We start from the raw sequence: 26485 nt of genomic DNA on the forward strand, positions 1-26485 counted from the left end.
CCGGGCTGCGCGATCAGGCGGCCTCTTCGCGCTGCTTCGCTTCCAGTTCCGCGATGCGGGCCTCCAGCTGGGACAGGCGTTCGCGGGTGCGGGCCAGTACTTCGCGCTGGACTTCGAATTCTTCGTGGGTCACCAGCTCCATCTTGGCAAAGCCGGCAGCCATCAGCGCCTTGACGTTCTTCTCTATGTCCTTGGCCGGCGTGTGCGACAGCATTTCGGACACTTTCGCGCCGATTTCGTCCAGCAGTTTCGTATTCACCATGTCGGCTGCTCCTGATGCGGGGGAATGTGATTTCACTCTAGCACAGCGGACTTTGACGGCGCCTCTGGTCGTTTCCCGTCTTGGCACTGTTTTGGTGCCGACCCACCGGAAGCGCTTCGAAGTCTTTGCACTGTTTTTGCGCAGCGTTTGACATAAGGGGCGTTGCAGCCAAGTAGCGAGCGGGCCTTCTGGCGTTGGCACGAATCCCGCTTAAACGTGCTGCCCCATCTTCCCTGTTTTACATAGGAGCAACACATGCGCAAAACCATCCTCGCTTCGCTGATCGCAACCACCCTGAGCGCCCCCGTGCTGGCCCAGGAGTCGCCGCACTCCGTGACCGGCAATGTGTCGCTGGCCTCCGAGTACATCTATCGCGGCATCGGCCAGACCAATCGCAAGCCGGCCATCCAGGGCGGCTTCGACTACGGTCACGCCAGCGGCCTGTACCTCGGCACCTGGGCGAGCAACATCAGCTGGCTGAACGACGCGAACGTTGGCGAAGGCTCGTCGATGGAATGGGACTTCTACGGCGGCTACAAGAAGGCGTTCGGCGACTGGGGTGTCGATGTCGGCTTGCTGCAGTACTACTACCCGGGCAATTTTGATGGCGTCACCAGCCCCAACACCCTGGAAGCCTACGGTGCGGTGAGCTGGAAGATGCTGACCTTCAAGCTGTCGTACGCCTTCACCGATCTGTTCGGCGCCAAGGCCCCGGACGGTGGTGACACCGACGGCAGCATCTACTACGAGCTGAACGGCAACTTCGACGTTGGCGCCGGTTTCACCCTGGCTGCCCACCTCGGCCGCCAGGAAGTCTCCGACTTCTCCGATGCTTCCTACACCGACTGGAAGCTGGGCGTCACCAAGGAGCTGGTGGGCCTGACCTGGGGCCTGTACTACGTCGGTTCCGACGCCAAGGGCAAGCCGGGCGAGTTCTACCACAACGTCTATGGCAAGAACCTGGGCGACGACCGCGCGCTGCTGACCGTCAGCAAGACGTTCTAATTACCAAACAGGCATGCCCCGTTCCGGGGCATGCCGCATCGAGGAGCGATCATGAAATTCGTGACTGCCATCATCAAGCCCTTCAAGCTGGACGAAGTGCGTGAAGCGCTGTCGGCCATTGGCGTGCAGGGCGTGACGGTGACCGAAGTGAAGGGTTTCGGCCGTCAGAAGGGCCACACCGAGCTGTACCGCGGTGCTGAATATGTCGTCGACTTCCTGCCCAAGGTGAAGATCGAGGTAGCCATCGACGATGGCCTGCTCGACCAGGTCATCGAGGCCATCGAGAAGTCGGCCAATACCGGCAAGATCGGTGACGGCAAGATCTTCGTCTTCGACCTGCAACAAGCTATCCGAATCCGTACCGGCGAAACCGGCGCGGACGCGCTCTAAGAACAAGGAGAGGGAGCAACTCATGAAAAAGCTGTTTGCCATCGTCCTGACGGCCCTGACCATGGGTCTGACGGGTGCTGCCTGGGCGCAGGACGCCTCGGCGCCGGCGGAAGCCCCTGCTGCCGCTGCACCGGCCGAAGCTGCACCGGCTGCTGCGGCGGAAGCCCCTGCCGCGGCTCCGGCCGCGACGCCCGTCCCCAACAAGGGTGACACCGCCTGGATGCTCGTCGCGGCCCTGCTGGTGACCTTCATGGTCATTCCGGGTCTGGCCCTGTTCTACGGCGGCCTCGTGCGCAGCAAGAACATGCTGTCGGTGTTGATGCAGGTCTTCGTCGTCTTCTCGCTGTGCGTGGTGTTGTGGGTCATTTATGGCTACAGCCTCGCGTTCACGGAAGGCAACGCCTTCATCGGGAGCTTCGACAAGATATTGCTCAAGGGGGTGACGACCGAATCGGCCGCGGCAACCTTCAGCAAGGGCGTCTACATCCCCGAGCTGGCCTACATCTTCTTCCAGGCCACGTTCGCCGCCATCACGCCGGCACTCATCGTCGGCGCCTTCGCCGAGCGCATGAAGTTCTCGGCCGTGCTGCTCTTCACCGTGCTGTGGTTCACCTTCGCCTACCTGCCGATGGCGCACATGGTGTGGTACTGGGCGGGTCCGGATGCCTACACCTCGGCTGAAGCAGGCGCTGCTGCGGGTTCGACCGCGGGCTTCCTGTTCCAGAAGGGCGCGCTGGACTTCGCGGGCGGCACCGTGGTGCACATCAACGCCGGTATCGCCGGTCTGGTGGGCGCGTTCGTGATCGGCAAGCGTATCGGCTACGGCCGTGAAGCCATGGCCCCGCACAGCCTGACGCTGACCATGGTCGGTGCTTCCATGCTGTGGGTGGGCTGGTTCGGCTTCAACGCCGGCTCCAACCTGGAAGCCAACGGCCTGGCTGCTCTGGCCTTCGGCAACACCATGCTGGCTACTGCCGCTGCCACGCTGTCCTGGCTGTTCGGCGAATGGCTGATCAAGGGCAAGCCCTCCATGCTGGGTGCTGCTTCGGGTGCCGTCGCCGGCCTCGTGGCGATCACCCCGGCCTGCGGCTGGGTCGGCATCGGTGGCGCGCTGGTCATCGGCCTGCTCGCCGGCATCGTCTGCCTGTGGGGCGTCAATGGCCTGAAGCGCATGCTGGGTGCGGACGACGCGCTCGACGTGTTCGGTGTCCACGGCGTGGGCGGCATCCTGGGTGCCATCCTGACCGGCGTGTTCGCCGATCCGGCACTGGGTGGCGTGGGTGTCTACGACTACGTGGCCAATGCAGTGGCCGAGTTCTCGATCAGCACGCAAGTCGTTGCGCAGATCTGGGGCGTCGTGGTCGCGCTGGTGTGGTCGGGCATCGTGTCCTTCATCGCCTTCAAGCTGGTCGACATGTTCGTCGGCCTGCGTGTGGCGGAAGACGAAGAGCGCGAAGGTCTGGACATCTCCAGCCACGGCGAGTCCGCCTACCACTACTGAGAAACAGTCTGATCAGGGCCCCGCTTCTGCGCGGGGTTTCTCCTCGGGGCGCCTCACGGCGCCCCGTTTTTTTGTGCGGGCGCCAGCAACTCGCGCAGCGGGCGCTCCGCAAGCTCCTGCATGGCGGCACCGACCGACATCTGTGGTTCGGAGGGCAGGACCTTCATGGCTTTCTCGCGCGCCGTGACGCGTTGCTGCGCCTGTGCGTAGAGCTGGCGCAGCGACAGGTCCGTATCCAAGTCGCGCAGCAGGCCGTCGATGAAGAAGGTGTTGCTGCTGTTGGTCTGGCAGCCGAAGGAAGGGCGCTCGGCGGACGCGGCGGTCAGAATGATGCGGCGTTCATGTTCGAGGGCGGGAATCAGCGAGCCGGAGAAGCATGCCGACACGATCACGATGCTGCGCACGTTGCCCAGCTTGTCGAGTTCCGTGCGCAGACGTCGTCCGCTGATGGCCGGGAAGTCATCGCCCGCGATGTCCACGGCCAGCACGTTCTTGTTACCGTGCGAGCTGATCAGGATGACCACCAGGCTGTCGGTGTCGAGCTGCCTGCCAAGGGTGGCGAAGCTGTGGCCTAACGTGCCCCCCGTTGCGAAGGGCAAGGGCAGCTCGCGGAATGCGGGCCGGTTGCTGAGATGAAGCCTGGCGGCCTGCGGAGCGAGTTCGCCAAAGCGTTGCAGGAAGAGCTCTGTATCGCCCTGGAAAGCCAGCGAATCGCTGTGCATCGCGAAGGCGGCCAGCAGGATTTTTGGCGGCGGGCTTTGTGCCAGCGTACTGGTGGCCGCGGTGAGCTGCGCGCCCAGCAGTACGTCGCTACGCTGCGCCCACTGGTCCTGTTTGGGATTGAGCGCGGCGCAGGCCGACAACCCGAGACACAGCAGGGCAACACAGGCAGTTCGCAACATGGAAGGCGCTTTCGCGGATGAAAGCGCCCGATTCTAGCTGCGCGACCGGAGCGGGCGTGGCCCCTGCCCGCTCAGCCCTATTAGCCCGGTTACGCCCCGCCTACCAACGCAGGATGATCCACTGCGGGACGGTCAGGCCCGACTCCAGGCCTTCGTGCTTCACGAACACGCCGTCACCCTTGCGATCGACGAGGTAATAGGCCGGGCCGATTCTCGGCGTCACCTTCACCATGTAGAGCTTGCCGCGGATGCGGTATTCCTCGACGCGGTCTTCGCCGCGGTCGCGGATCGTCACTTCCGGCTCCAGCGCCGGGTCGGGCTGGTAGCCGGGTGGCGGGGGCGGCGGTTCGGGAATCGGTTCCAGCTTGGTCTGTGCGTGCAGTGCCGGACTGATCGCCAGCCAGCTACCCAGCATCATGGTCGGCAGGATGGGGGTTCTCATGCTTGGCTCCTGTTTTGCACAAAATGATCGATCACGCCGGCCACGATGCCGTCGTCCCCGGGTGCGGTCAATACGATCCGACCGGCGCCCAGCCGTTCAGCGCCGGCGGCGATGCGCGCATGCGACACGAACAGCGTGCAGCCTTCCAGCAGTGCCTTGCCACCGGGCAATTCGTCCAGCCGCCGCAGTGCCTCGCTGCTCGTCACGATGATGCCGTCGAGGGCACCGGCCTTGAGTCGCGCGCCCAGCGGGGCGAGGTCGGGCGAGGCCGGCACGCGCCGGTAGCACTGGACCGCATCCACCGTCGCGCCGCGCTTACGCAGCGTGTCGGCCAGCAATTCCCGGCCGCCGTCACCACGCAGGATCAGCACCCGCCGGCCGCGCACCGCGTGTTCACTGAACGCTGGCAAGTCGAGTACCGCCTCGCTGTCGAACTGCCCTTCCGGCACCAGTACCGTGTCGAATCCGGATTCGCGCAATGCGTCGGCACTGCCCGGCCCTATCGTTGCCACCTGCAGCGCCTGCGGCCATTCGTATCGCTGCAGGACGGCCATGGCATGGCGCACCGCATTCGGGCTGACGAAGAACGCAATCTGGTAGTCAGACAGGCGCTGGCCGACTTGGTGCAACGGCGTCGTGTCAGCCAATGCCTCGATGTGGAGTAGGTGAAGGCGCCAGACGTCTGCGCCGGCAGCCGTCAGCGCTGCGGCCAGCGCCTCGGTCTGTTCGCGTGGGCGGGCGACAGCCAGGCAGCGCCCGCTCAGCGGTCCGGTCATGAGGCTTCGCGTGCGGCCGCCAGCAAGGAGGCGGCGCCCTGCGCCAGCAAGTCCTCGGCCAGGCGGCGTCCGAGGGCGGCCGCTTCGCCGGGGGCCGCGGCGCCTTCGGCGCGGATGATGCGGCTGCCATCTACGGCGGCGACGAAGGCGCGCATGTGCAGCGCTGCGTCGCGCGGCTCGCAGAAGGCGCCGATGGGCACCTCGCAGCCGCCCTGCAGGGCGTGGGTGAGGGCACGCTCGGCGGTGACGCAGGCCGCGGTCACCGGGTCGATCAGCGGCGCCACCCAGGCGGCGACCTCCGGCCGATCGGCGCGCGCCTCGATACCCAATGCCCCCTGACCGGCCGCGGGGAGGGACTGTTCGGCGGGCAGTACGCTGCGGATCCGCTCGCCCAGCCCCAGCCGTTTCAGGCCGGCGGCCGCGAGAATGATCGCGTCATACCGGCCTTCGTCCAGCTTGCGCAGGCGGGTGTCCAGGTTGCCACGCAGCGGCTCGACGCCGATGTAGGGGTAGGCGGCATGAAGCTGGGCCTCGCGGCGCAGGCTGGAGGTGCCGACCACCGCTCCCGGCGGCAGGTCGTCGAGGCTGTCGTAGCGGTTGGAGACGAAGGCATCCAGCGGCGTCTCGCGCGCACAGGTCGCCACCAGGGCGAAACCTGGCGGCAGTTCGGCCGGCACGTCCTTCATGGAATGCACCGCGATGTCGGCGCGGCCGTCCAGCAAGGCCTCTTCCAGCTCCTTCACGAACAGCCCCTTGCCGCCCACCTTCGACAGCGTGCGGTCGAGGATCTGGTCGCCGCGGGTGGTCATGCCCAGCAGGTCCACCGTGCAGCCGGGCCAGGCGGCCTCCAGCCGCGCCTTGATGTGCTCGGCCTGCCACAGGGCGAGGCGGCTCTCGCGGGTGGCAATGACGATGCGGGTCGGGGCGTCGGGCTTGGGCATGGAAGTTGCAGCGGATCTGCGGTGAAAGGCGTGGTGGCGTGAAGTTTACACGGCCGCGCGCCAGTCGCTGCCCAAGCGCCGGGCGGCGTCGGCTGCTAGAATCGCAAGCTTTTGTTTTGCGGGCAAAAGACGCCTCACGCAGGTGCGCCGCCTCGCATTTCCTGCCCTCCCTACAGGTCCCGGAGCACGATGAGCACGATCAACGAACAAGACAAGGACACCCCGCTGCGCGAAGACATCCGGCTGCTCGGCCGCATTCTTGGCGACACCGTGCGCAAGCAGGAGGGCGATGCGATCTTTGCCCTGATCGAGCGCATCCGCCAGACCGCGATCCGCTTCCACCGCGACGACGACGTGTCCGCCCGCAAGGAGCTGGAGAGCATCCTCGACAACCTGTCGCGCGAAGAGACGACGCATGTCGTGCGCGCCTTCAGCTACTTCTCGCAGCTGTCGAACATCGCCGAGGACCTGCACCATATTCGCCGCTCGCGGGCCCACCAGTGCGCCGGTTCCGCACCGCGCGAGGGCACGATGGCCCGCGCCGTCGCCCAGGCGGCCGAGTCCGGCGTCAGCGACGACAAGCTGGCCGAGTTCTTCGACGACGCGCTGGTCAGTCCGGTACTGACCGCCCACCCGACCGAAGTGCAGCGCAAGAGCATCCTCAACTGCCAGTTGCGCATCGCCGAGCTGATGGACCAGCGCGACCGCATCCAGCTCACGCCGGAAGAACTGGCCGAGAACGAGGAAGGCATCCGCCGTGCGGTGCTGGTGTTGTGGGAGACGCGCATGCTGCGCCCCACCAAGCTGTCGGTGGTGGACGAAGTGGCCAACGGCCTGACCTACTACGGCTACAGCTTCCTGCGCGAACTGCCGCGCCTGTACGGCAACATCGAGGACATGCTGGCCCGCAAGGACAAGCGCTGGGACGGCCGCGAACTGGCCTCCTTCCTGCGCATGGGCAGCTGGATCGGCGGTGACCGCGACGGCAATCCCTTCGTCACCGCCGACGTGCTGAAGAAGGCGCTGCGCATGCAGGCCGAAGTGGCCTTCGACCACTACCTGGACGAAGTGCACACCCTGTCTTCCGGCATGTCGCTGTCCAACATGCTGGTACAGGTCTCCGACGAACTGAAGGAACTGGCCGCAAGGTCCCCGGAAGTCACCCGCCACGGTGACGACGAACCGTATCGCGCGGCCTTGCGTGGCATCCACGCCCGCCTGTTCGCGACCGCTGCAGCACTGCTGGGCGAAGTCACCGGCCACGTCACCTGGGGCGTCGGCGAGCCTTATGGCAGTGCCGACGAATTCATCGCCGACCTCGACGTGATCCACCGTTCGCTGTGCGACCACTGCTCGCCGGATATCGCCCGCGGCCGCCTGCGTCGCCTGCGCCGCGCCGCCCGCGTGTTCGGCTTCCACCTGGCCGCCATCGACGTGCGCCAGAACTCCGATGTGCACGAGCGCACCGTCGCCGAGCTGCTGGAGCTGGCACGCCCCGGCACCCGGTACCTGGAACGCGACGAGGAAGGCCGCATCGCGTTGCTGACCGAAGAGCTGGCCACCTCGCGTCCGCTGTCCTCGTCCTACCTGCAGTATTCCGCCGAGAGCGAAGGCGAGATGGCGATCTTCCGCTCCATCGCCGAAGCGCACAAAGCCTACGGCGCCGCCTGCGTACCCAACGCCATCATCTCCAAGACCGATGGTGTGTCGGACATGCTGGAGCTGGCGGTGCTGCTGAAGGAAGTCGGCCTGCTGCGCCCGCACGACAAGAAGCTGGCGGTGAACATCATCCCGCTGTTCGAGACCATCGGTGACCTGCAGAATGCCGCCGGCATCATGCACCGCCTGCTGTCGATCCCGCTGTATCGCGAACTGGTGAGTTCGCGCGGCGACTCGCAGGAGTGCATGCTCGGTTACTCCGACTCCAACAAGGACGGCGGCTTCCTGACCTCCGGCTGGGAGCTGTACAAGGCCGAGATCGAACTGGTCGAGGTATTCCGCAAGCACGGCGTCAAGCTGCGCCTGTTCCATGGTCGTGGCGGCTCCGTCGGCCGCGGTGGCGGCCCGAGCTACACCGCCATCCTGGCGCAGCCGGGTGGCGCGGTGCAGGGGCAGATCCGCCTCACCGAGCAGGGCGAGGTCATCTCGTCCAAGTACTCCAACCCGGAGGTCGGCCGCCGCAACCTGGAAGTGCTGGCCGCCGCCACGCTGGAGGCCACCCTGCTGGCGCATCCGGAAGCGGCACCGCGCCCCGAGTACCTGGCGATTATGGACGAGCTGTCGGACGCGGCCTTCAAGGCCTACCGCGGCATGGTCTACGAGACCGACGGTTTCGAGAAATACTTCTGGGAGTCCACTGTCATTTCCGAGATCGCCAACCTGAACATCGGTTCGCGTCCGGCCTCGCGCAAGAAGACCACCGCCATCGAAGACCTGCGCGCGATTCCCTGGGTGTTCTCGTGGGCGCAGTGCCGCCTGATGCTGCCGGGCTGGTTCGGCTTCGGCTCGGCGATCAACGCCTACCTGGCGAAGCATGGCGACGCCGGTATGGCCAAGCTGCAGGACATGCACAAGGAGTGGTCCTTCTTCAGCACCCTGCTGTCGAACATGGACATGGTGCTGGCCAAGAGCGACATCGCCATCGCCTCGCGCTACGCCATGCTGGTGAAGGACGCCGCGCTGCGCGACGCCATCTTCCCGCGCATCAAGGCCGAGCACGAAGCCACCATCAAGGCCCTGCTGGACATCACCGGCCAGAAGGAACTGCTGGATGGCAACCCGCTGCTGAAGCGCTCGATCATCAACCGCTTCCCCTACCTCGATCCGCTCAATCACGTGCAGGTCGAGCTGCTGCACCGTCACCGCGACGGCGCGCAGGACGACAAGGTGCAGCGCGGCGTGCACCTGTCGATCAACGGCGTGGCGGCGGGCCTGCGCAACTCCGGCTGAGCATCGCGGTGCAGCGCTGCAAAAACAAAGGCGACCCGCGGGTCGCCTTTGTCTTGTGTGGCAATGATGTTCAGCCCTTCTTCTGGTCGGCCATGGCCTGTGCCTGGATGGCGGTCAGGGCGATGGTGAACACGATGTCATCCACCAGCGCGCCGCGCGACAGGTCGTTCACCGGCTTGCGCAGGCCCTGCAGCATCGGGCCGACGCTCACCACGTTGGCACTGCGCTGCACCGCCTTGTAGGTGGTGTTGCCGGTGTTGAGGTCGGGGAACACGAACACCGTGGCCTGGCCGGCGACCGGGCTGTTCGGTGCCTTCTGGCGGCCCACGTCGGCGACGGAGGCGGCGTCGTACTGCAGCGGGCCGTCGATCAGCAGGCCCGGGCGACGTTCCTGCGCCAGGCGGGTGGCTTCGCGCACCTTCTCGACTTCGGCACCGGTGCCGGAGCTACCGGTGCTGTAGCTGATCATCGCCACCTTCGGCTCGACGCCGAAGGCCAGCGCGGATTCCGCGCTCTGCACCGCGATGTCGGCCAGCTGGTCGGCATTCGGGTCCGGGTTGATCGCGCAGTCGCCATACACCAGCACCTGGTCCGGCATCAGCATGAAGAACACCGAGGACACGATGTTGGAGCCGGGCGCGGTCTTGATGAGCTGCAGGGCCGGGCGCACGGTGTTGGCGGTGGTGTGCACCGCGCCGGACACCAGGCCGTCCACGTCGTCCTGCGCCAGCATCATGGTGCCCAGCACGACGGTGTCCTGCAGTTGCTCGCGCGCCTGGCCGGGTTGCAGGCCCTTGCTCTTGCGCAGCTCGACCATCGGCTCGACGTACTTCTCGCGCGTCTCGTCCGGGTCCAGGATCTCCAGGCCGGCGGGCAGGGTGACGCCCTGTGCGGCGGCCACGGCTTCGATTGCGTCGCGCTTGCCCAGCAGCACGCAGCGGGCGATGCCTTTTTCCGTACAGATGACGGCGGCCTTCACGGTGCGCGGCTCGTCGCCTTCCGGCAGCACGATGCGCTTGCCGGCGGCGCGCGCCTTCTGGATCAGCTGGTAGCGGAACGCCGGCGGCGACATGCGGGTCGAGGTGGGCATCTGCACGCCGCTGGTGAGCGCCGAGGCGTCCAGTTGTTCGGCCACGGTGTCGAGCACGTCTTCCATGCGCTGCATGTCGTCGGCGGCCACTTGCGTGGGCACGCGCGAAATCAGGCTGGCGGTGCCGAAGCTGTCGGTGTCGGTGCGCAGGATCGGCAAGCCGCTGTGGAAGGCCTGGGAGCCGAGCTCGAACACGCGCGGATCCATGTCGCTGGAATGGGTCAGCAGCAGGCCGGCGAGCTGGATGCCGCGCGAGGCGGCCAGCGCGGTGGCGATCATGATGTCGTCACGGTCGCCGGAGCTGACGATCAGCGCGCCGGGCTTGAGACGTTCGATCACTTCCGGCGCGGAGCGGCCGGCCACCACGGTTTCCAGCACGCGGCGGGTGGCCATCTCGCCTTCGACGACGATGTCGGCGTCCAGGTGACGGGCGACGTCCAGCGTACGCGGGGCCAGCAGGGACGGGTCATGGCGGATGGCGCCCCATAGCGCCAGCTTGCCGAGCCCGGCCTTGAGCGTGGGTTCGTCGAAGTCGGTGGCGACGTGGTTCACGATGACGCCGGCCACGTGCAGGCCTGCGTTCTCGAAGCGGCTGGCGGTCTGTTTCAGTTCGGTGAAGGCATCCGGCGCCTTGGCGGTGCCGACGAGGATCACCTCGGCCTGCAGGCTGCGGGCGATGTCGATGTTCAGGCGGGCGGTCGGCGGAAAGCCGGGGTCGGTGTGCAGGCCCTCGACGATCAGCACGTCGGCGCCTTCGGAGGCCTGCATGCACAAGCTGACGATCTCTTCCATCAGCTCGTCATGCCCGCCGCCGGACACGCGGTCGGCGACGCTGGCCATCGGCAGCGCGTCACGCACCTGCAGGTTGAAGATGGAGCGCGCGAAATGCAGCGAGCGGTCGAGGGCTTCCTCGTCCTGGGCGACCGGCTTGGCGAAGCCCACGCGCAGGCCCTGGCGCTGGAACGCGCGCACGACGCCGAGCGCCACCGAGGTCAGGCCCACGTTCTGGCGGGCGGGGGAGAGATAGAAGGTCTGCATGACATCCACCTTTTTCGTATGAGGGCACGGCGCGTTTCCTCACGATGCAGGAAACGACGGGTGGATGCTATTACTTTGTGCGCCGCGGCAGGTTTCAGAATCGTGGATGTTTGATCCTGCTGCGGGTTTTCCCTCGTTGCGCTGTCGACGGACACAAAAAAAGCGGGCCGCAGCCCGCTTCCTTCATGACGCCACCGCACGCCAGCGGCGTGGCCGGCCTGCTCAACGATGTGGAACCTGCGTCACGTCGCGCACCGCGCCGGTGTCGGCGCTGGTGGTCAGCAGGGCATAGGCCTGCAGCGCGGCCGACACGTACCGTTCGCGCTTGACCGGCTTCCAGGCCTGCGGGCCGCGCGCATCCATCTTGGCGCGGCGATGGGCCATCTCCTCGTCGCTGATAGCGAGGTGGATGGTTCGGTTTGGGATGTCGATCTCGATGGCGTCGCCGTCTTCCACCAGGCCGATCTCGCCGCCCATCGCGGCTTCCGGCGAGGCATGGCCGATGGACAGGCCGGAGGTGCCGCCGGAGAAGCGGCCGTCGGTGAGCAGGGCGCACTGCTTGCCCAGGCCGCGCGACTTCAGGTAGCTCGTCGGGTACAGCATCTCCTGCATGCCGGGGCCGCCCTTGGGGCCTTCGTAGCGGATCACCACCACGTCACCGGCCTGCACCGTCTCGTTGAGGATGCCTTCCACGGCATCGTCCTGGCTCTCGAACACGCGGGCCTTCCCGGTGAACTTCCAGATCGATTCATCGACGCCGGCGGTCTTCACGATGCAACCGTTGCGCGCGATGTTGCCGTAGAGCACGGCCAGCCCGCCGTCCTGCGAGTAGGCATTTTCCTTGTCGCGGATGCAGCCCTTGCTGCGGTCCAGGTCCAGCTCGGTGTAGCGACGGTCCTGGCTGAAGGCCACTTGGGTCGGCACGCCGCCGGGGCTGGCGCGGTAGAAGTCGAACACCGCGTTGTCGTGCGCGTGGATCACGTCCCACTGCTCCAGCGCACCCTTCATGGTGTGGCTGTGCACGGTGTGGGTGTCGGTATGCAGCAGGCCGGCGCGGGCCAGTTCGCCGAGGATGCCCATCACGCCGCCGGCGCGGTGCACGTCCTCGATGTGGAACTTGTCGGTCATCGGCGCCACCTTGCACAGGCAGGGCACCTTGCGCGACACGCGGTCGATGTCGGCCATCGTGAAGTCGACGCCGGCCTCGCGCGCGGCGGCCAGCAGGTGCAGCACGGTGTTGGTGGAGCCGCCCATGGCGACGTCCAGCGCCATCGCGTTCTCGAAGGCCTTGAAGGTGGCGATGTTGCGCGGCAGTACGCTGGCGTCGTCCTGCTCGTAATAACGTTTGGCCAGGTCCACCACCAGACGGCCGGCACGCAGGAACAGCTGCTTCCGGTCGGCGTGGGTGGCGACGATGGTGCCGTTGCCGGGCAGGGACAGGCCCAGTGCCTCGGTCAGGCAGTTCATCGAGTTGGCGGTGAACATGCCGGAGCAGGAACCACAGGTCGGGCAGGCGGAGCGTTCGATCTCGGCCACGTCGGCGTCGCTCACCGACTTGTCGGCGGCCTTCACCATGGCGTCCACCAGGTCCAGCTTGATGACCTTCTCGGCGCCCGGCGTCTTGGCGATGACCTTGCCGGCCTCCATCGGGCCGCCAGACACGAAGACCACCGGGATGTTGATGCGCAGCGCGGCCATCAGCATGCCCGGGGTGATCTTGTCGCAGTTGGAGATGCACACCATGGCGTCGGCGCAGTGCGCGTTGACCATGTACTCCACGCTGTCGGCGATCAGCTCGCGCGAGGGCAGGCTGTAGAGCATGCCGCCGTGGCCCATGGCGATGCCGTCATCGACGGCGATCGTGTTGAATTCCTTGGCGACGCCACCGGCGGCTTCGATCTCGCGCGCCACCATCTGGCCCAGGTCCTTCAGGTGCACATGGCCGGGCACGAACTGGGTGAAGCTGTTCACCACCGCGATGATCGGCTTCTCGAAGTCGCCGTCCTTCATGCCGGTGGCGCGCCAGAGCGCGCGGGCGCCGGCCATGTTGCGGCCGTGGGTGGTAGTGCGTGAGCGATATTGCGGCATGACGATGACTCCAAGGCTGGGTAGTACGGCAGCAATCCTGTTGCTGCCGCGCCGGCCTGTATGGAGAGGTACTTTGGCGAAATACGTCTGGCGGCCGGGTGCAGTCCGCCATTTTACTGCAAGCCCCGGCCCCGCCGCCTACCTCCGGCGGACGGGGCCGGCCCCGTCCCGGCGGGCGCCGATCAGGCGGCGGCCCGGAGCGGGCCGGCCGGGGGCTACACGTGATGAGAAAAGGGGCCGAACCGCTCAGGAGCCCAGGCTCAGGGTGCCCTTCATGATGCTGCTGTGGCCCGGGAAGGAGCAGAAGAAGGTGTAGGCCTCGCCGGCCTTCAGCTTCGCGACATCCACCGCTACCTTGTCGCGTTCGCCGCCGCCGATCAGTTTGGTGGTGGCAATCACGCGGGCGTCGCCCGGCTTGAGAAAGCCCTTGTCGACGCCGGCAGACATGCCGTCACTGGCCACCGCCTGCACGTCGGCGGTCTTCGTCAGCACCCAGTTGTGGCCCATGGCGTTGCGCGGCAGCTTGCCGGTATGCACCAGCTCCACGGTGAACTGCTTGCAGGCCTTCGGCACGGTGATGGCCTTGGTGTTGAACTGCATGGCGTCGTTGCTCTCGACGGTCAGGTTGCATTGCTGGGCCCACAGCGGTGCGGCGGCACTGGCGCACACGGCGGCAATCATCAGCTTGCGGATGGAAGACATGGCATTTCTCCTTGTGGGTGTGGGGCGATGATGACTACGACTACGACACCCGAGTCTGGCCGACGATCCCGGGCTCGCACCTTGTCGGACATCAACTCTCTGGCGGATCATCGGTCGGGAGCCGGTGCGCCAGGCCCGGGCCGGCCCCTGCGCACCGCCGCGGGCTGCGCGACAATGGGCGCATTGCCCTGCCCTGCCGCGACCATGCCTCACTTTCCTGCTGCCATCGAATCCCGCCTGCCGGACGTCGGCACCACCATCTTCACCGTGATGTCGCGGCTGGCCGCCGAACATGGCGCGATCAACCTGTCGCAAGGCTTCCCGGACTTCTCGCCGCCGGCCTCGCTGGTGGAGCGGGTGGCGCACCATATGCGTGCCGGTGCCAACCAGTATCCACCGATGGCCGGGGTCCTGCCGTTGCGCGAGGCCCTCGCCGCGAAGATGGCGGCGCTGTACGGCACGGCCTACGACCCGGAGCACGAGATCACCGTCACCGCCGGTGGCACCCAGGCGCTGTACACGGCCGTGGCCTGCATGGTGCGGCCGGGCGACGAGGTGATCGTGTTCCAGCCGGTGTACGACAGCTACATCCCGGCCATCGAGCTGAACGGCGGCAAGACGGTGGTCGCCACGCTGCAGTACCCGGACTACCGGCCGGACTGGGCCGCGGTGCGTGCGCTGGTGACGCCGCGCACGCGGCTCATCATGCTGAACACGCCGCACAACCCCAGCGGCAGCGTGTGGACGGCGGACGACATGGCGCAGCTGGCCGACGTCGTGCGCGGCACACGCATCGCCATTGTCAGCGACGAGGTGTACGAGCACATGGTGTATGACGGCGCGCGCCACGAGAGCTGTGCGCGTCACCCGGAACTGGCGTCACGCAGCTTCGTGTGCAGCTCCTTCGGCAAGACGGTGCACGCCACCGGCTGGAAGGTCGGCCACGTGGCCGCGCCACGTGAGCTGATGGCGGAGTTCCGCAAGGCCCACCAGTTCACCGTATTCACGGTGAACACGCCGATGCAGCTGGCGCTGGCCGACTGGATGCAGGACGCGTCCGGCTACCTGGAGCTGGCGGACTTCTACCAGCGCAAGCGCGACTTCTTCCGCGACGCGCTGGCGTCGTCCCGCCTGCAGTTGCTGCCCTGTCGCGGCACCTACTTCCAGCTCGCCAGCTACGCGGCGATCAGCGACGAGGACGACGCCACGCTGGCGCGCCGCTGGACGCAGGAGATCGGCGTGGCGAGCATTCCGGTGTCGGCTTTCTATACCGATCCGGTACAGGGGCAGCACAAAGTCTTGCGCTTCTGCTTTGCCAAGAACGAGGACACGCTGGCGCGGGCCTGCGACAAGCTGGTGGGGCTGTAGCGACGACTGAAGGTGATCGTGTTGGGCTTGCTTCGGCAAGCTCAGCACAAGTCGCTGCGCTCAACCCAACCTACGCCCACTATCGCCCATGTTTCGCTTTGCAAGGCACGAGAAGGCACGGCGTCGAGGGTCTGCAGGCTGCGGGGCTGGCTAGGCGCGCCGACGAAGACAGTACGGTTGGTACGGCAAGGAGGCGCAACAACGCCAGCCCCGCTGCCTGCAGACCCCTCTAGACCTCGCCGATTTCTTCCAGCTCGGTCTGAATCTCCAGCCAGCGCATCTCCGCCTCGTCGATGCCATTGGCCAGTTCGCCCTGACGCTTCAGCAGGGACTGCACTTCGCCGCTGTCCTTGCCGGCGTACAGCGCCGGGTCGGCGAGGCGCTCGTCCAGCGTCTTTTTCTCGGCCTGCCAGGCCGCGAGTTTCCGGTCGAGCTGCTCCACTTCCTTCAACAGCGGGCGACGGCGTTGCAGTTTCTGCTGGCGTTCGGCGGCGGCGTTCTCGCGCGCGGCGATGCGGGCGGCCTTGTCCTGTGCGGCGTCGGTGTTCTGCAGCGCCGCCTGTTCCTGGCTGCGGCGGGCGTCCAGCCATTGCAGGTAGTCGTCCACGTCGCCGTCGAAGGCCTGCGCGCGGCCGTCGGCGACCAGCAGGAAGTCGTTGCAGACGGTGCGCAGCAGCGCGCGGTCGTGGCTCACCAGCACCAGGCTGCCCTCGTATTCCGACAGCGCCAGCGTCAGCGCGTGGCGCATTTCCAGGTCGAGGTGGTTGGTCGGTTCGTCGAGCAGCAACAGGTTGGGACGGCGGCGGATCAGCAGGGCCAGGGCGAGGCGTGACTTCTCGCCGCCGGAGAACGGGGCGATGTTCGCGTCGGCCATGGCGCCGCGGAAGTCGAAGCCGCCCAGGTAGTCGCGCAGGTCCTGCTCGCGGGTCTGCGGCTCCTGCCGGACCAGGTGCTGCAGCGGGCTCTCGTCCGGGCGCAGCTGTTCGAGCTGGTGCTGGGCGAAGTAGCCGATGGCCACGCCCTTGCCGACCAGCGAGGTGCCGCCCTGCGCGCCGATCTCGCCGGCCAGATGACGGATGAGTGTGGACTTACCGGCGCCGTTGGGGCCCAGCAGGCCGATGCGCGCGCCGGGGCGGACGGTCAGCGTCAGGCCCTGCACGATGCGCCGCTCGCCATAGCCCAGCGCCACGTCGTCCAGCGTCAGCAAGGGGTCGGGCGCGCGGTCCGGCTCGGCGAAGGTGAAGCTGAACGGCGTGTCGACGTGGGCGGCGGCAATGCGCTCCATGCGGTCCAGCGCCTTGATGCGGCTCTGCGCCTGGCGGGCCTTGGTGGCCTGGGCGCGGAAGCGGTCGATGTACTTCTGCAGGTGGGCCACCTCGCGTTGCTGGCGCTCGAACATCGCCTGCTGCTGCGCCAGTTGCGCCGCATGCTGGTCCTCGAAGCCGGAGTAGTTGCCGCTGTAGAAGTTGAGGCGGTTGTTCTCCAGGTGTGCGATGTGCGTCGCCACGCCGTCCAGGAAGTCGCGGTCGTGGGAGATCAGCAGCAAGGTGCCGCGATAACCGGACAGCCACTTTTCCAGCCACACCACCGCGTCGAGGTCGAGGTGGTTGGTCGGCTCGTCGAGCAGCAGCAGGTCGCTGCGGCACATCAGCGCCTGCGCGAGGTTCAGGCGCATGCGCCAGCCGCCGGAGAACTCGGACACCGCGCGGCGCAGGTCTGCCTCGGCGAAGCCCAGGCCGTGCAGCAGCGTGCTGGCGCGGGCCTGCGCCGAATAACCGTCGATGTCCTGCAGGCGGGTGTGCAGCTCCGCGACTCTCAGTCCTCCGTGCTCACCGTCGTGCGCGGTCTCAGCGTCGGCCAGCGCGCGCTGCACGCGGCGCAGCTCGGCGTCTCCGTCGATCGCGTAGTCCAGCGCGGAGGTCTGCAGGGCCGGCGTTTCCTGCGCCACGTGGGCGATGGTCCAGGCGGCGGGCATCTCCAGGTCGCCGGCGTCCTGGTGCAGCTCGCCGCGCAGCAGGGCGAACAGGCTGGACTTGCCGCTGCCGTTGGCCCCGACGACACCGACCCGCATGCCGGGGTGGATCTGCAGGCTGAGGTCTTCGATGAGGCGGCGTACGCCGCGGGACAGGCTGAGCTGACGGAACTGGATCACGATGGCGAGGCCTGAAGCAGGCAGGGAAAGTGGGCGGCTGGGAGCGGCGGCTTGTAACAGCGCCAGGGCAAGGTGGGCAGGACAGTGACGTAAGACAGTGAGGTAGGACAGCGCCGACAGGAATATCCGCCACGGCAGGATGGCGGTCCCACCCCAAAACCGGGGACAATACCTGCCTCCGCGCGCAGGCGCGGTCACGCGCCCCGCATTGTAGACAAGTCGATGAAACGAAGTCCGATTCGAGTCCCGCTCCACGCTCTTCTCCGCGCAGCACTGCTGCTGCAACTGGGTACCTGTCTTGCACAGGGCAGCGAGCCGCTCGCCACGCCCAAGGGCATGGAGGCCGAGTACCAGCGCGCCACCGCCATGCGCCGCCAGGCCTCCGGCATGCAGGAGGCCGCCCTGCAGGCACGTACCCGCGAAGAGTACGAATGCCAGTCGCGTTTCCTGGTGAACCGCTGTCGCGAGAAGGCCCGTGACCGCTACCTCGAAGTGGTGGAGGAGGCCCGCAAGCTGACCGCCGAAGCCGCCAGCATCGAGACCGCGGCGCGCCAGGCGGAAGTGGCCGAGCGCGATCGCGAGCTGGAGCGCCGTCGCGCGGAAATGAGCGCGCCTGCCAGTGCGCCCATCACCGACACCCCCCGCGTACCCCTGCCCAGCGCAGCGCCGTTGCCGCCACCGGCAGCCCCTCGCCAGGCCGAACCCACCGTCGCTCCCTTACCGTCCGCCGCGGAGCAGAAGCAGCGCGAAGCCCAGCGCCAGGCCGAACGCGCAGCGCAGGAAAAGGCCGCGGCCGAACGTGCCGCCGCCGCTCGCGAAAGCGCGGCCGACTACGATCGCCGCAAGGCGGAGGCAGCCAAGCGCAAGGCTGACAACGAGGCCCGCGCCGCCCGCAAGGCGGCCGAGAAGAAAGCGGCGGCCGACCGTGCCGCGACGCCCTCGGCCCGCTGAGCGCTGCCGAGTACGCCGCCCGTTCACACAGACTTCCCGAACCGATGGCCCGCAACCGCAAGGGCCACCCAATGACCGGATAACCCCCCATGAAGCGATTGCTGTCGCGCAAGTTGTGGATCGTGCTGGCCGTGCTGCTGGTCCTCGTCGTTGTCGTCATGCTGGTTGTGCGCGGGCGCCCGGGGCCTGCACCGGAGGCCGCTCCCGCCCAGGTCGTCCCGGAGATCGCCGCGGTGGATCTCGCCACCGTCAGCGACAAGCCGCTGTCCAGCAGCGTGCCGCTCACCGGCCTGCTCAAACCGGTGCAGCAGAGCCAGCTTACCGCCGAAGTCGAGGGCCGCATCCAGGAAGTGCTGGTGCGTGCCGGCCAGAAAGTGACGAAGGGCCAGGTGCTGGCGCGCATGGACACACGCGACCTGGAGAGCCGCGCTGCCGAAGGGCGGGCCAATCTCGCCAACGCACGCGCGCAGGTGGACCTCGCCGAAAGCACGCACCGCCGCAACGAGCAGTTGCTGGCGCGCAACTACATTTCCGAAAGCGGCCTGGACACCAGCCGCAGCAACCTGGACGCGGCCCGCCAGAGCCTGCGCGCACGCGAGGCCCAGCTCTCGCTGCTGCAACAGGCCCAGGGCAAGGCGGTCGTCCGCTCGCCGTTCGCCGGCGTGGTGTCGGAGCGCAAGGTCGATCCGGGCCAGCACGTGGGCGTCAATGCGCCGATGTTCTCGGTGGTCGACCTGTCCGTGCTGGAGTTCGAGGCCAAGATGCCGGTCACCGAGGTCGGTTCGGTGCGCCCGGGCCTCAACGTCACCCTGAATGTCGATGGCATCGACGACAGCTTCGCCGGCCAGGTGGAACGCATCTCGCCGGTGGCTGACGAAGCCTCGCGCATGATCCCGCTGTACGTACGCGTGCCCAACCCGCAGGAAGTCCTCAAAGGCGGCATGGTGGCGCAAGGGCGGCTGGCGCTGGCGGAATCGCGCAAGGGCCTCAGCCTGCCGCTGCAGGCCATCCGCGAGGAAGGCGGGCGCGCCTACGTGCTGGCCGTGGTCGGCAGCAAGCTGGAGCGGCGCGAGGTACAGCTCGGGCTGGAGGACGAGTCCGGTGGCCAGGTGGAGGTGCGTGGCGGCGTGGCGGCGGGCGACCGCGTCGTGCTGGCCAGCGTCGGCGGCGTGAGCGCCGGCCAGACCATCAAGCTGATGCCCTGACCGGGAGCCGCCGCCATGTGGTTCACCCGCGTCAGCATCAACAACCCCGTCTTCGCATCGATGATGATGCTGGCCCTGCTCGTGCTGGGCCTGTTCTCCTACAACCGCCTCGCGGTCGAGGAGTTTCCCGATGTGAAGTTTCCGATCGTCGTGGTGGTCACCGCCTACCCGGGCGCTTCGTCCGAGGTGGTGGAGACCGACGTGTCGCGGCGCATCGAGGAGGGCCTGTCATCCATCAACGGGATGAAGAACCTCTTCTCGCATTCCTACCAGGGCAGCTCGGTGGTGATCGCCGAGTTCGAGCTGACGGTGGACCCGGAGTCCGCGGTGCAGGACGTGCGCGAGAAGGTCGCCGCGGTGCGCGCCACCTTCCGTCGCGAGATCGAAGAGCCGACGATCAGCCGCTTCAGCCCGGATGACCGTCCCATCGTCACCGTGTCGCTCACCTCCGACACGCTGGACCTTCGCGCGCTCACCACGCGGGCCGAGCAGTTCGTGCGCAAGCAGTACCAGACGCTGACCGGCATCGGCCAGGTGAACGTCATCGGCGGTGCCAAGCGCGAGATACAGATCCTGCTGAACCCGGCCGCGATGCGCAGCGCCGGCGTGGGGGCAGACCAGATCGTCAATACCTTGCGCGCGGAAAACCAGGAGTTGCCCGCCGGCAGCATCGTGGTGCGCGCCGAGGAATACCAGGTGCAGTTGAAGGGCCGCCTCGGCACGCCGAAGGATTTCGAGCGCCTGGTGGTCGGCAAGCGTGGCGATACCACCATCACCCTCGGTCAGGTTGCGCAGGTGATCGACGGCGAGGCGGAGCGTGAGTCGGCCTCGATGATCAACGGCAAGACCGCGCTGACCCTGGACATCGTGAAGGTGCAGGGCGGCAACACCATCGCGGTGGCCGACCTGGTGCGCAAGCGCACCGCCGAGCTGGCGCGCGAGCTGGAACCGGAAGGCATCAAGCTGGCCGTGCTGAACGATAGTTCGGAAGGCGTGCGCAACTCGCTGTCCGGCGTGCGCGACAACCTGCTGGAAGGCGCGCTGCTCACCATCATCATCGTCTTCCTGTTCCTCGGCTCCTGGCGCAGCACGGTGATCACCGGCCTGACGCTGCCGGTGGCGCTGCTGGGCAGCTTCTTCATGATCTACCTGTTCGGCTTCACGCTGAACGTGATGACGCTGATGGCGCTGTCATTGTGCGTGGGCCTGCTGATCGACGACGCCATCGTGGTGCGCGAGAACATCGTGCGCCACGCCGCGATGGGCAAAAACGCCTACGACTCGGCCATGGACGGCACCCGCGAGATCGGCCTCGCGGTGCTGGCCACCACGCTGTCCATCGTCGCGGTGTTCCTGCCGGTGGGCTTCATGGGCGGCATCATCGGGCGCTTCTTCTTCGCCTTCGGCATCACCGTCGTCGCGGCGGTGATGATCTCGATGTTCGTCAGCTTCACGCTGGACCCGATGATGTCCTCCGTGTGGCCGGACCCGGACGCGCACAGCCATACCCGGCGCGGCATCCTCGGCCGGGTGCTGAACCGCTTCGAGGCCTTCCTGGAATGGCTGGCCGACCGCTACGGTCATCTCATCGCCTGGAGCCTCGGGCATCGCAAGACCGTGCTGGCGGTGGCGTTGGGTTCGCTGGTCGGTGCCTTCGCGCTGGTCGGCGTGGTGGGTGCGGAGTTCGTGCCGACGCCCGACCTGTCCCGCCTGCAGGTGCGCATCGACGCACCGGACGGCGCCTCGCTGGAGTACACCGAAGCGAAGGCACGCCAGGTGGAATCCGCGCTGCGTGAGTTCCCGGAAGTCATCGAGACCTATGCCAGCGTCAACGTCGGCGGCGCGATGGGCAAGAACGCCGCCAACATCGAAGTGCGCTTCAAGCCACGCGCCGACCGCGAGCGCAGCCTGGCCGTGCTGACGCCACTGGTGCGCGAGCGCATCCAGCGCATCGCCGGCGTGCGCCTCAAGAGCATCCTCGTCGCCGAAGGCCCGGGCGGCGACCAGAAGCCGATCTACCTGTCGATCCAGGGTGGCGACTTCCGCGAGCTGAAGCGCATCTCGGACGAAGTCACCTCGCGCATGGCGAAGATCCGCGGCGTGGTGGAACTCGACACCAGCCTCGCCGCCTCCCGCCCGACGCTGGACGTGTCGCTCAACCGCGAGCTCGCCAGCCAGGTCGGCCTGTCGCTGAACAGTGTCGGCGCCGCGCTGCGTCCGCTGATCGCCGGCGAGGCCGCCACCAGCTGGCTGGCCCCCGACGGCGAGACCTACGACGTGAAGGTGCGTCTGCCGCGCGACGAGCGCAGCTCCATCGGTCACCTTGCCGAGATCCCGCTGGCCAGCTCGCAGATCGACAGCACGGGACGCCCGGTGATGATCCCCTTGTCGCAGGTCGCCTACGTCACCGAAACGACGACGCCGGCGCAGATCAACCGCCGCTCGCTGCAGCGCGAGATCGCCATCACCGCCAACCTCGACGGCCGTCCGCTCGGCGAGGTGAGCGCGGAGATCAAGCAGATCACCGACAGCGTGAAACTGCCGCCGGGCTACCGCTTCGACGTACAGGGTTCGTCGCGCGACATGGAGGAGTCCGCCGGCTTCGCACTGTCCGCGCTGCTGCTCGCCATCCTGTTCATCTACATGGTGCTGGCCAGCCAGTTCGGCAGCTTCATCCAGCCCTTCGGCATCATGAGCTCGCTGCCGCTGTCGCTGATCGGCGTGATGCTGGCGCTGCTGCTGTCGGGCAGCACGCTGAACATCTTCTCCATCATCGGCGTCATCATGCTGATGGGCCTGGTGACCAAGAACGCGATCCTGCTGATCGACTTCGTGAACCAGGCACGCCACGAGGGAAAGCGCCGTAGCGAGGCCATCATCGAGGCCGGACGGGTGCGCTTGCGCCCCATCCTGATGACGACCTTCGCGATGGTCTTCGGCATGCTGCCGATCGCGCTGGCCGTCGGCGAAGGCTCGGAGCAGCGCGCGCCGATGGCCCACGCCATCATCGGCGGCGTCATCACCTCCACGCTGCTGACGCTGATCGTCGTGCCGGTGGTGTTCACCTACCTCGACGACCTGTCGCACAAGTTGCGCCGCAAGCCGGTGGACCCTGTGGCGGCGGACAACGCGCCGCCGGTGTAGACGCATGGTGCCCCTCGCCGACCTGCTGCTGTTCGCTGGCGCTGCGCTGCTGATCGCGCTGACGCCGGGACCGAACATGCTGTACCTGCTGTCGCGTTCCCTGTGCCAGGGGCGGCGTGCGGGCTTCATCTCGCTGCTCGGCGTGGTAGCCGGCTTCATCGTGCACATGCTGTCGGCCACGCTGGGCATGACGGCGCTGTTCCTCGCCGTCCCCTTCGCCTACGAAGTGCTGCGCTGGGCCGGCGCGGCCTACCTGATGTGGCTGGCCTGGCAGGCGCTGAAGCCCGGTGCGCGCTCGCCCTTCGAGACCCGCGAACTGCCGCACGATTCGACGCGCCGCCTGTTCGCGATGGGCTTCCTCACCAATCTGCTGAACCCGAAGATCGCAGTGTTCTACCTGTCGATCTTCCCGCAGTTCGTGTCGCCCGCGCACGGCCCGGTGTTCGCGCAGAGCATCGTGCTCGGCTGCACGCAGATCGTCCTGAGCTTCGGCGTGAACATGCTGGTGGTACTCGGTGCCGCACGGCTGGCCGCATGGTTCACGCAGCGACCACGCTGGCTGGCCACGCAACGCTACGTGATGGGCGGCGTGCTGGGTGCCCTCGCGGTGCGCATGGCGCTGGAGCCGCGCAGGGCGGTCTGAGCCCCGGGCGCCGTCGTCCGCATCGCATCGCCGTGTCGCAACGGTGATGACCGCCCGCCCACGCCGGCGAATAGCAATCCCCATCAGGACATCGCTCCGGCACTGGTTCATCGTGTGACGCCCCGCGCGGCTGTCCCGATGCTGCATGCCGTTTGCATCCGCAGGCCCGCGCACACAGCAAGGAGGAGATGCGCATGAAGGGTCTGTACCTTTTCGGACTGATCGAGGCCGTGACGCTGGTGGTCGCGCTGGCGGCCTGTGGGGGTGGCAGTGAGGCCGCGGCGGACACCACACTGGGTGGCGTCGTCGCGCAGGGCGCCGCGATGGCCGGGGCGCAGGTCACCGTGGTGGACAGCCAGGGCGTGCGCAGGCAGGCATCGACCGACGCCGCGGGGCGCTACGCCGTCAATGCCGACGGCCTGCGCGTGCCCCTGCTGGTCTCCAGCATTCCTGCGGGCGGCAACACGAACTGCCGCTACAACGACCGTCCCCGCGCGGCCTGCATGGCCGCCTACGTGGTGACATTGCGCGAAGGCAGCAACGTCGCCAACGTCAATCCGCTGACCGACCGGATTGCTTCGGACATCGCCGTGGCGCTGAAGTACATCGGCCCGCAGCAGCTGGTGGACAGCGGCAAGGCGCCTGCAGTTGACGCAGCCGTGCTGCAGACAGCCATCACCGAGATGCGGGCCGGCTTCTCCGCCGCGCTGACGGCGGCCGGCGTGACGGAGGTCGCCGGCTTCGATCCGGTATCCACGCCGATGAACGCGGATGGCCGCGGCGTGGACGCCGTGCTGGACCTCATCAACCACACGCGCAACTACGACAACAACAGCGGCGAGTCGGCGCATGCCGTGCTCACCGACATCAGCTTCCGGCCCATCGTCGGCCTGCTGGGCAACGGCGCCTACGAGCCGCTCGACTTCGCACGCGCGCAGCGGGAGCTGGCGGAGATCCGCAACGCCAGCGTGCGGGTGCTGGTGGTGGGGGATTCCACCGCCGCCACCTACGAGCTGGGCCGCCTGCCGCGCATGGGCTGGGGCCAGGTGTTCGAAGGCCGCTTCAAGGCAGGCAGCAGGGTGAAGGTGCTCAACGGCGCGCGCGCCGGCCGCGCATCGCGCGATTTCTACAACAGCGGCTGGTATGGGCAGATGGCGCGCTTCATGAAGCCGGGTGACTACGTGATCATCAACCACGGCCACAACGACCAGAACTGCGACGCCAGCAAGGCCCTGCGCGGGGCCGCCGACGTGGCCAACCTGTGCAGCTATCCGAACGATGCCGGCGGCCACCGCCAGCACCCGGCGGGTGCGTCCGACATGTCGTTCCAGACCGCGCTGGAGCGCTACGTCACGCTGGCGAGGATGGCCGGCGCGACACCCCTGCTGATGACGCCGACCACACGCTACTGGAACGTAGATCGCAACACCGCCTACCAGGGGAGCGACACGCGCCCGGTGGTGCCGAACCACGTCACGCGGCAGAACGCCGCGAACGGCTTCGCTTTCGTCGGCGACTACAGCCAGACCATCCGCGACACGGCGAACGCCCGCGGTGTGCCGCTCATCGACCTGGAGGCGAAGACCATCGTCTTCGCCAATGCGCATGCGGCCGACTGGAAGGGCTACTGGCTGGCGGTGGACCCGGCCGACCCGCGCTACCCGTACTACCGCACGCAGACCACCGGTACGCTCGCCAGCCCGGACACGACGCACTTCCAGCAGGCGGGGGCGGAGGCGGTCGCGGACATGGTGGTGCAGGGCATCAAGGAGACGCCGGCGCTGGCGTCCATGGCAAACCTGTTGCAGTGATGCCACTGAAGTGAAGAAGCCCGCGTCCCCGGCAGAAGCCGGGCGGCGCGGGCTTGCCTGCAACAGCCAGCGCGAGGCTGGCCGCCGTCAGTGCAGATTGCGCTTGAACGCTTCGTTCAGGCGTTCCGCCGCGAATTGCTGCGCTTCGCGGGCACGGCTCACCACGTCGCCCATGCCGAAGAACTCGTGGGTCACGCCGTCGAAGTTGCGCAGTACGCTGCGCGGGCTTTCGGCCTGCAGGCGGATCGCGAGCGTCTCGCCTTCGGAGCGCAGGGGGTCGACCTGCGCGGTGATGATCGTGGCCGCGGGCAGGCGCGACAGGTCGGCATCCACCACATTCAGCAGGGGGCTGTCCTTGCCCACTTCGCCCGCCACCACCTTGTCGGCAAACCACTGCATGCCGGCCTTGTCGAGCGGCTTGGCGTTGCGGTGCTCATGGTAGGACGGCGTCTCCATGTCGGTGGACACGAAGGGGTACACCAGCACCTGGTGCACCGGCATCTGGATGCCGGCATCGCGCGCGCGGATCGAGGTGTTGATGGCCAGGTTGCCCCCGGCGCTCTCGCCCATGATCGCCACGTTGGCCGGATCGCCGCCCAGTTGCGTGGCATTAGCGAGCACCCACTGCCAAGCGGCGAAGGCGTCGTCGTGCGCCGCAGGCAGCGGATGCTCCGGAGCCTGGCGGTAGTGGACGGAAATGACGATCGCGTTGGCGAGATGGGCCATCGCCCGCGGCGTCGCGTCGTAGGTTTCGAGGTCGGCGATCACGAAACCGCCGCCGTGGAAATAGACGACGACCGGCAGTGCGGCGCCGTCCTTCGCGTCAGCCGGCTGGTACAGCCGCGCCGGGATGGAGCCGCTGGCGCCGGCGATCATGAAGTCGCGGACTTCCAGTTGCGGACGCACGGCAAAGGCGGCGTCCAGCGCGCGGATCTTGTCCACCGCGTCGGCCAGCGAAGGCTGCGTGCGTGCCTCTTCCACGGACAGTTGCGACAGCGGCTTCGCGCCGAGATCGGCATGTGCGTCCAGCACGCGCTTCATGTCGGCATCCAGGTCGCTGTCGTCGCGGTCGGCGATGCCCATGGCGGATTTGATGTTGCCCAGCAGTTGCGAGATTTGCATGAT

The 26485-nt window shown here is 67.4% G+C and carries 20 protein-coding genes; 10 read left to right on the forward strand and 10 right to left on the reverse strand.

The window, feature by feature from the left end; all coding sequences use genetic code 11:
- Window positions 1-13: 13 nt before the first annotated feature.
- On the reverse strand, window positions 14-262 hold the full coding sequence (locus VVD47_RS14875; protein ID WP_327604272.1) for an accessory factor UbiK family protein: 249 nt from the start codon (window positions 260-262) through the stop codon (window positions 14-16).
- A gap of 255 nt (window positions 263-517) precedes the next feature.
- Between VVD47_RS14875 and VVD47_RS14880 the strand changes: the two genes are divergently transcribed.
- Genes VVD47_RS14880 through VVD47_RS14890 form a run of 3 tightly spaced genes read left to right on the forward strand, consistent with a single transcriptional unit; the run spans window position 518 to window position 3158 of the window.
- Window positions 518-1267, forward strand: a complete 750-nt coding sequence (locus VVD47_RS14880; protein ID WP_327604273.1) for a TorF family putative porin — start codon at window positions 518-520, stop codon at window positions 1265-1267.
- A gap of 51 nt (window positions 1268-1318) precedes the next feature.
- Window positions 1319-1657: a P-II family nitrogen regulator gene (gene glnK / locus VVD47_RS14885; RefSeq protein ID WP_327604274.1), complete on the forward strand. Its 339-nt coding sequence runs from the start codon at window positions 1319-1321 to the stop codon at window positions 1655-1657.
- A 22-nt stretch (window positions 1658-1679) separates the two neighbouring features.
- Window positions 1680-3158 carry an ammonium transporter gene (locus VVD47_RS14890; protein WP_327604275.1) on the forward strand — a complete coding sequence of 493 codons (1479 nt, stop codon included), beginning with the start codon at window positions 1680-1682 and terminating at the stop codon, window positions 3156-3158.
- A gap of 53 nt (window positions 3159-3211) precedes the next feature.
- Here VVD47_RS14890 and VVD47_RS14895 read toward each other — a convergent pair whose 3' ends face one another.
- The 4 genes from VVD47_RS14895 to hemC form a co-directional block, all read right to left on the reverse strand.
- Window positions 3212-4060, reverse strand: coding sequence for a C13 family peptidase (locus VVD47_RS14895; protein ID WP_327604276.1), 849 nt, complete (start codon window positions 4058-4060; stop codon window positions 3212-3214).
- Between the two features lie 100 nt (window positions 4061-4160).
- Window positions 4161-4502 carry a DUF2782 domain-containing protein gene (locus VVD47_RS14900; protein WP_443080988.1) on the reverse strand — a complete coding sequence of 114 codons (342 nt, stop codon included), beginning with the start codon at window positions 4500-4502 and terminating at the stop codon, window positions 4161-4163.
- On the reverse strand, window positions 4499-5278 hold the full coding sequence (locus VVD47_RS14905; RefSeq protein ID WP_327604277.1) for a uroporphyrinogen-III synthase: 780 nt from the start codon (window positions 5276-5278) through the stop codon (window positions 4499-4501). The genes VVD47_RS14900 and VVD47_RS14905 overlap by 4 nt, the downstream gene beginning before the upstream one ends.
- Entirely contained in the window at window positions 5275-6219 is a 945-nt protein-coding gene (hemC, locus tag VVD47_RS14910) for a hydroxymethylbilane synthase (RefSeq protein WP_327604278.1), read from the reverse strand. The genes VVD47_RS14905 and hemC overlap by 4 nt, the downstream gene beginning before the upstream one ends.
- A 189-nt stretch (window positions 6220-6408) precedes the next feature.
- On the opposite strand from hemC, the gene ppc reads away from it, so the two are divergent.
- Entirely contained in the window at window positions 6409-9168 is a 2760-nt protein-coding gene (gene ppc, locus VVD47_RS14915; protein WP_327604279.1) for a phosphoenolpyruvate carboxylase, read from the forward strand.
- Window positions 9169-9238: 70 nt separating this feature from the next.
- Here ppc and pta read toward each other — a convergent pair whose 3' ends face one another.
- The 3 genes from pta to azu all read right to left on the reverse strand — a co-directional run bounded on the left by pta (window position 9239) and on the right by azu (window position 14086).
- Window positions 9239-11296, reverse strand: coding sequence for a phosphate acetyltransferase (gene pta / locus VVD47_RS14920; protein WP_327604280.1), 2058 nt, complete (start codon window positions 11294-11296; stop codon window positions 9239-9241).
- Between the two features lie 222 nt (window positions 11297-11518).
- Entirely contained in the window at window positions 11519-13384 is a 1866-nt protein-coding gene (gene ilvD, locus VVD47_RS14925) for a dihydroxy-acid dehydratase (protein ID WP_327604281.1), read from the reverse strand.
- Between the two features lie 246 nt (window positions 13385-13630).
- Window positions 13631-14086 carry an azurin gene (gene azu / locus VVD47_RS14930; RefSeq protein WP_327604282.1) on the reverse strand — a complete coding sequence of 152 codons (456 nt, stop codon included), beginning with the start codon at window positions 14084-14086 and terminating at the stop codon, window positions 13631-13633.
- Window positions 14087-14290: 204 nt separating this feature from the next.
- Between azu and VVD47_RS14935 the strand changes: the two genes are divergently transcribed.
- Entirely contained in the window at window positions 14291-15454 is a 1164-nt protein-coding gene (locus VVD47_RS14935; RefSeq protein ID WP_327604283.1) for a pyridoxal phosphate-dependent aminotransferase, read from the forward strand.
- 229 nt (window positions 15455-15683) lie between these two features.
- On the opposite strand, the gene VVD47_RS14940 is transcribed toward VVD47_RS14935, so the two are convergent.
- Complete coding sequence (locus VVD47_RS14940; RefSeq protein WP_327604284.1) at window positions 15684-17606, reverse strand: ATP-binding cassette domain-containing protein; 1923 nt, start codon at window positions 17604-17606, stop codon at window positions 15684-15686.
- Window positions 17607-17828: 222 nt separating this feature from the next.
- Here VVD47_RS14940 and VVD47_RS14945 point away from each other — a divergent pair, with 222 nt between their 5' ends.
- From VVD47_RS14945 to VVD47_RS14965, 5 genes are all read left to right on the forward strand, one after another.
- On the forward strand, window positions 17829-18557 hold the full coding sequence (locus VVD47_RS14945; protein WP_327604285.1) for a hypothetical protein: 729 nt from the start codon (window positions 17829-17831) through the stop codon (window positions 18555-18557).
- Between the two features lie 89 nt (window positions 18558-18646).
- Entirely contained in the window at window positions 18647-19762 is a 1116-nt protein-coding gene (locus VVD47_RS14950; RefSeq protein WP_327604286.1) for an efflux RND transporter periplasmic adaptor subunit, read from the forward strand.
- A 15-nt stretch (window positions 19763-19777) separates the two neighbouring features.
- Complete coding sequence (locus tag VVD47_RS14955; RefSeq protein WP_327604287.1) at window positions 19778-22906, forward strand: efflux RND transporter permease subunit; 3129 nt, start codon at window positions 19778-19780, stop codon at window positions 22904-22906.
- Window positions 22907-22910: 4 nt separating this feature from the next.
- The gene (locus VVD47_RS14960) at window positions 22911-23549 is read left to right on the forward strand and encodes a LysE family translocator (RefSeq protein ID WP_327604288.1); all 639 of its coding nucleotides are present in this window, start codon (window positions 22911-22913) and stop codon (window positions 23547-23549) included.
- Between the two features lie 194 nt (window positions 23550-23743).
- Window positions 23744-25360, forward strand: coding sequence for an SGNH/GDSL hydrolase family protein (locus VVD47_RS14965; RefSeq protein WP_327604289.1), 1617 nt, complete (start codon window positions 23744-23746; stop codon window positions 25358-25360).
- A gap of 87 nt (window positions 25361-25447) precedes the next feature.
- On the opposite strand, the gene VVD47_RS14970 is transcribed toward VVD47_RS14965, so the two are convergent.
- A complete protein-coding gene (locus VVD47_RS14970; protein ID WP_327604290.1) occupies window positions 25448-26482 on the reverse strand; it encodes an alpha/beta hydrolase in 1035 nt (344 codons plus the stop codon).
- Window positions 26483-26485: the final 3 nt, after the last annotated feature.

This window comes from Uliginosibacterium sp. H1 (assembly GCF_036017065.1).
Classification (GTDB): domain Bacteria; phylum Pseudomonadota; class Gammaproteobacteria; order Burkholderiales; family Rhodocyclaceae; genus Uliginosibacterium.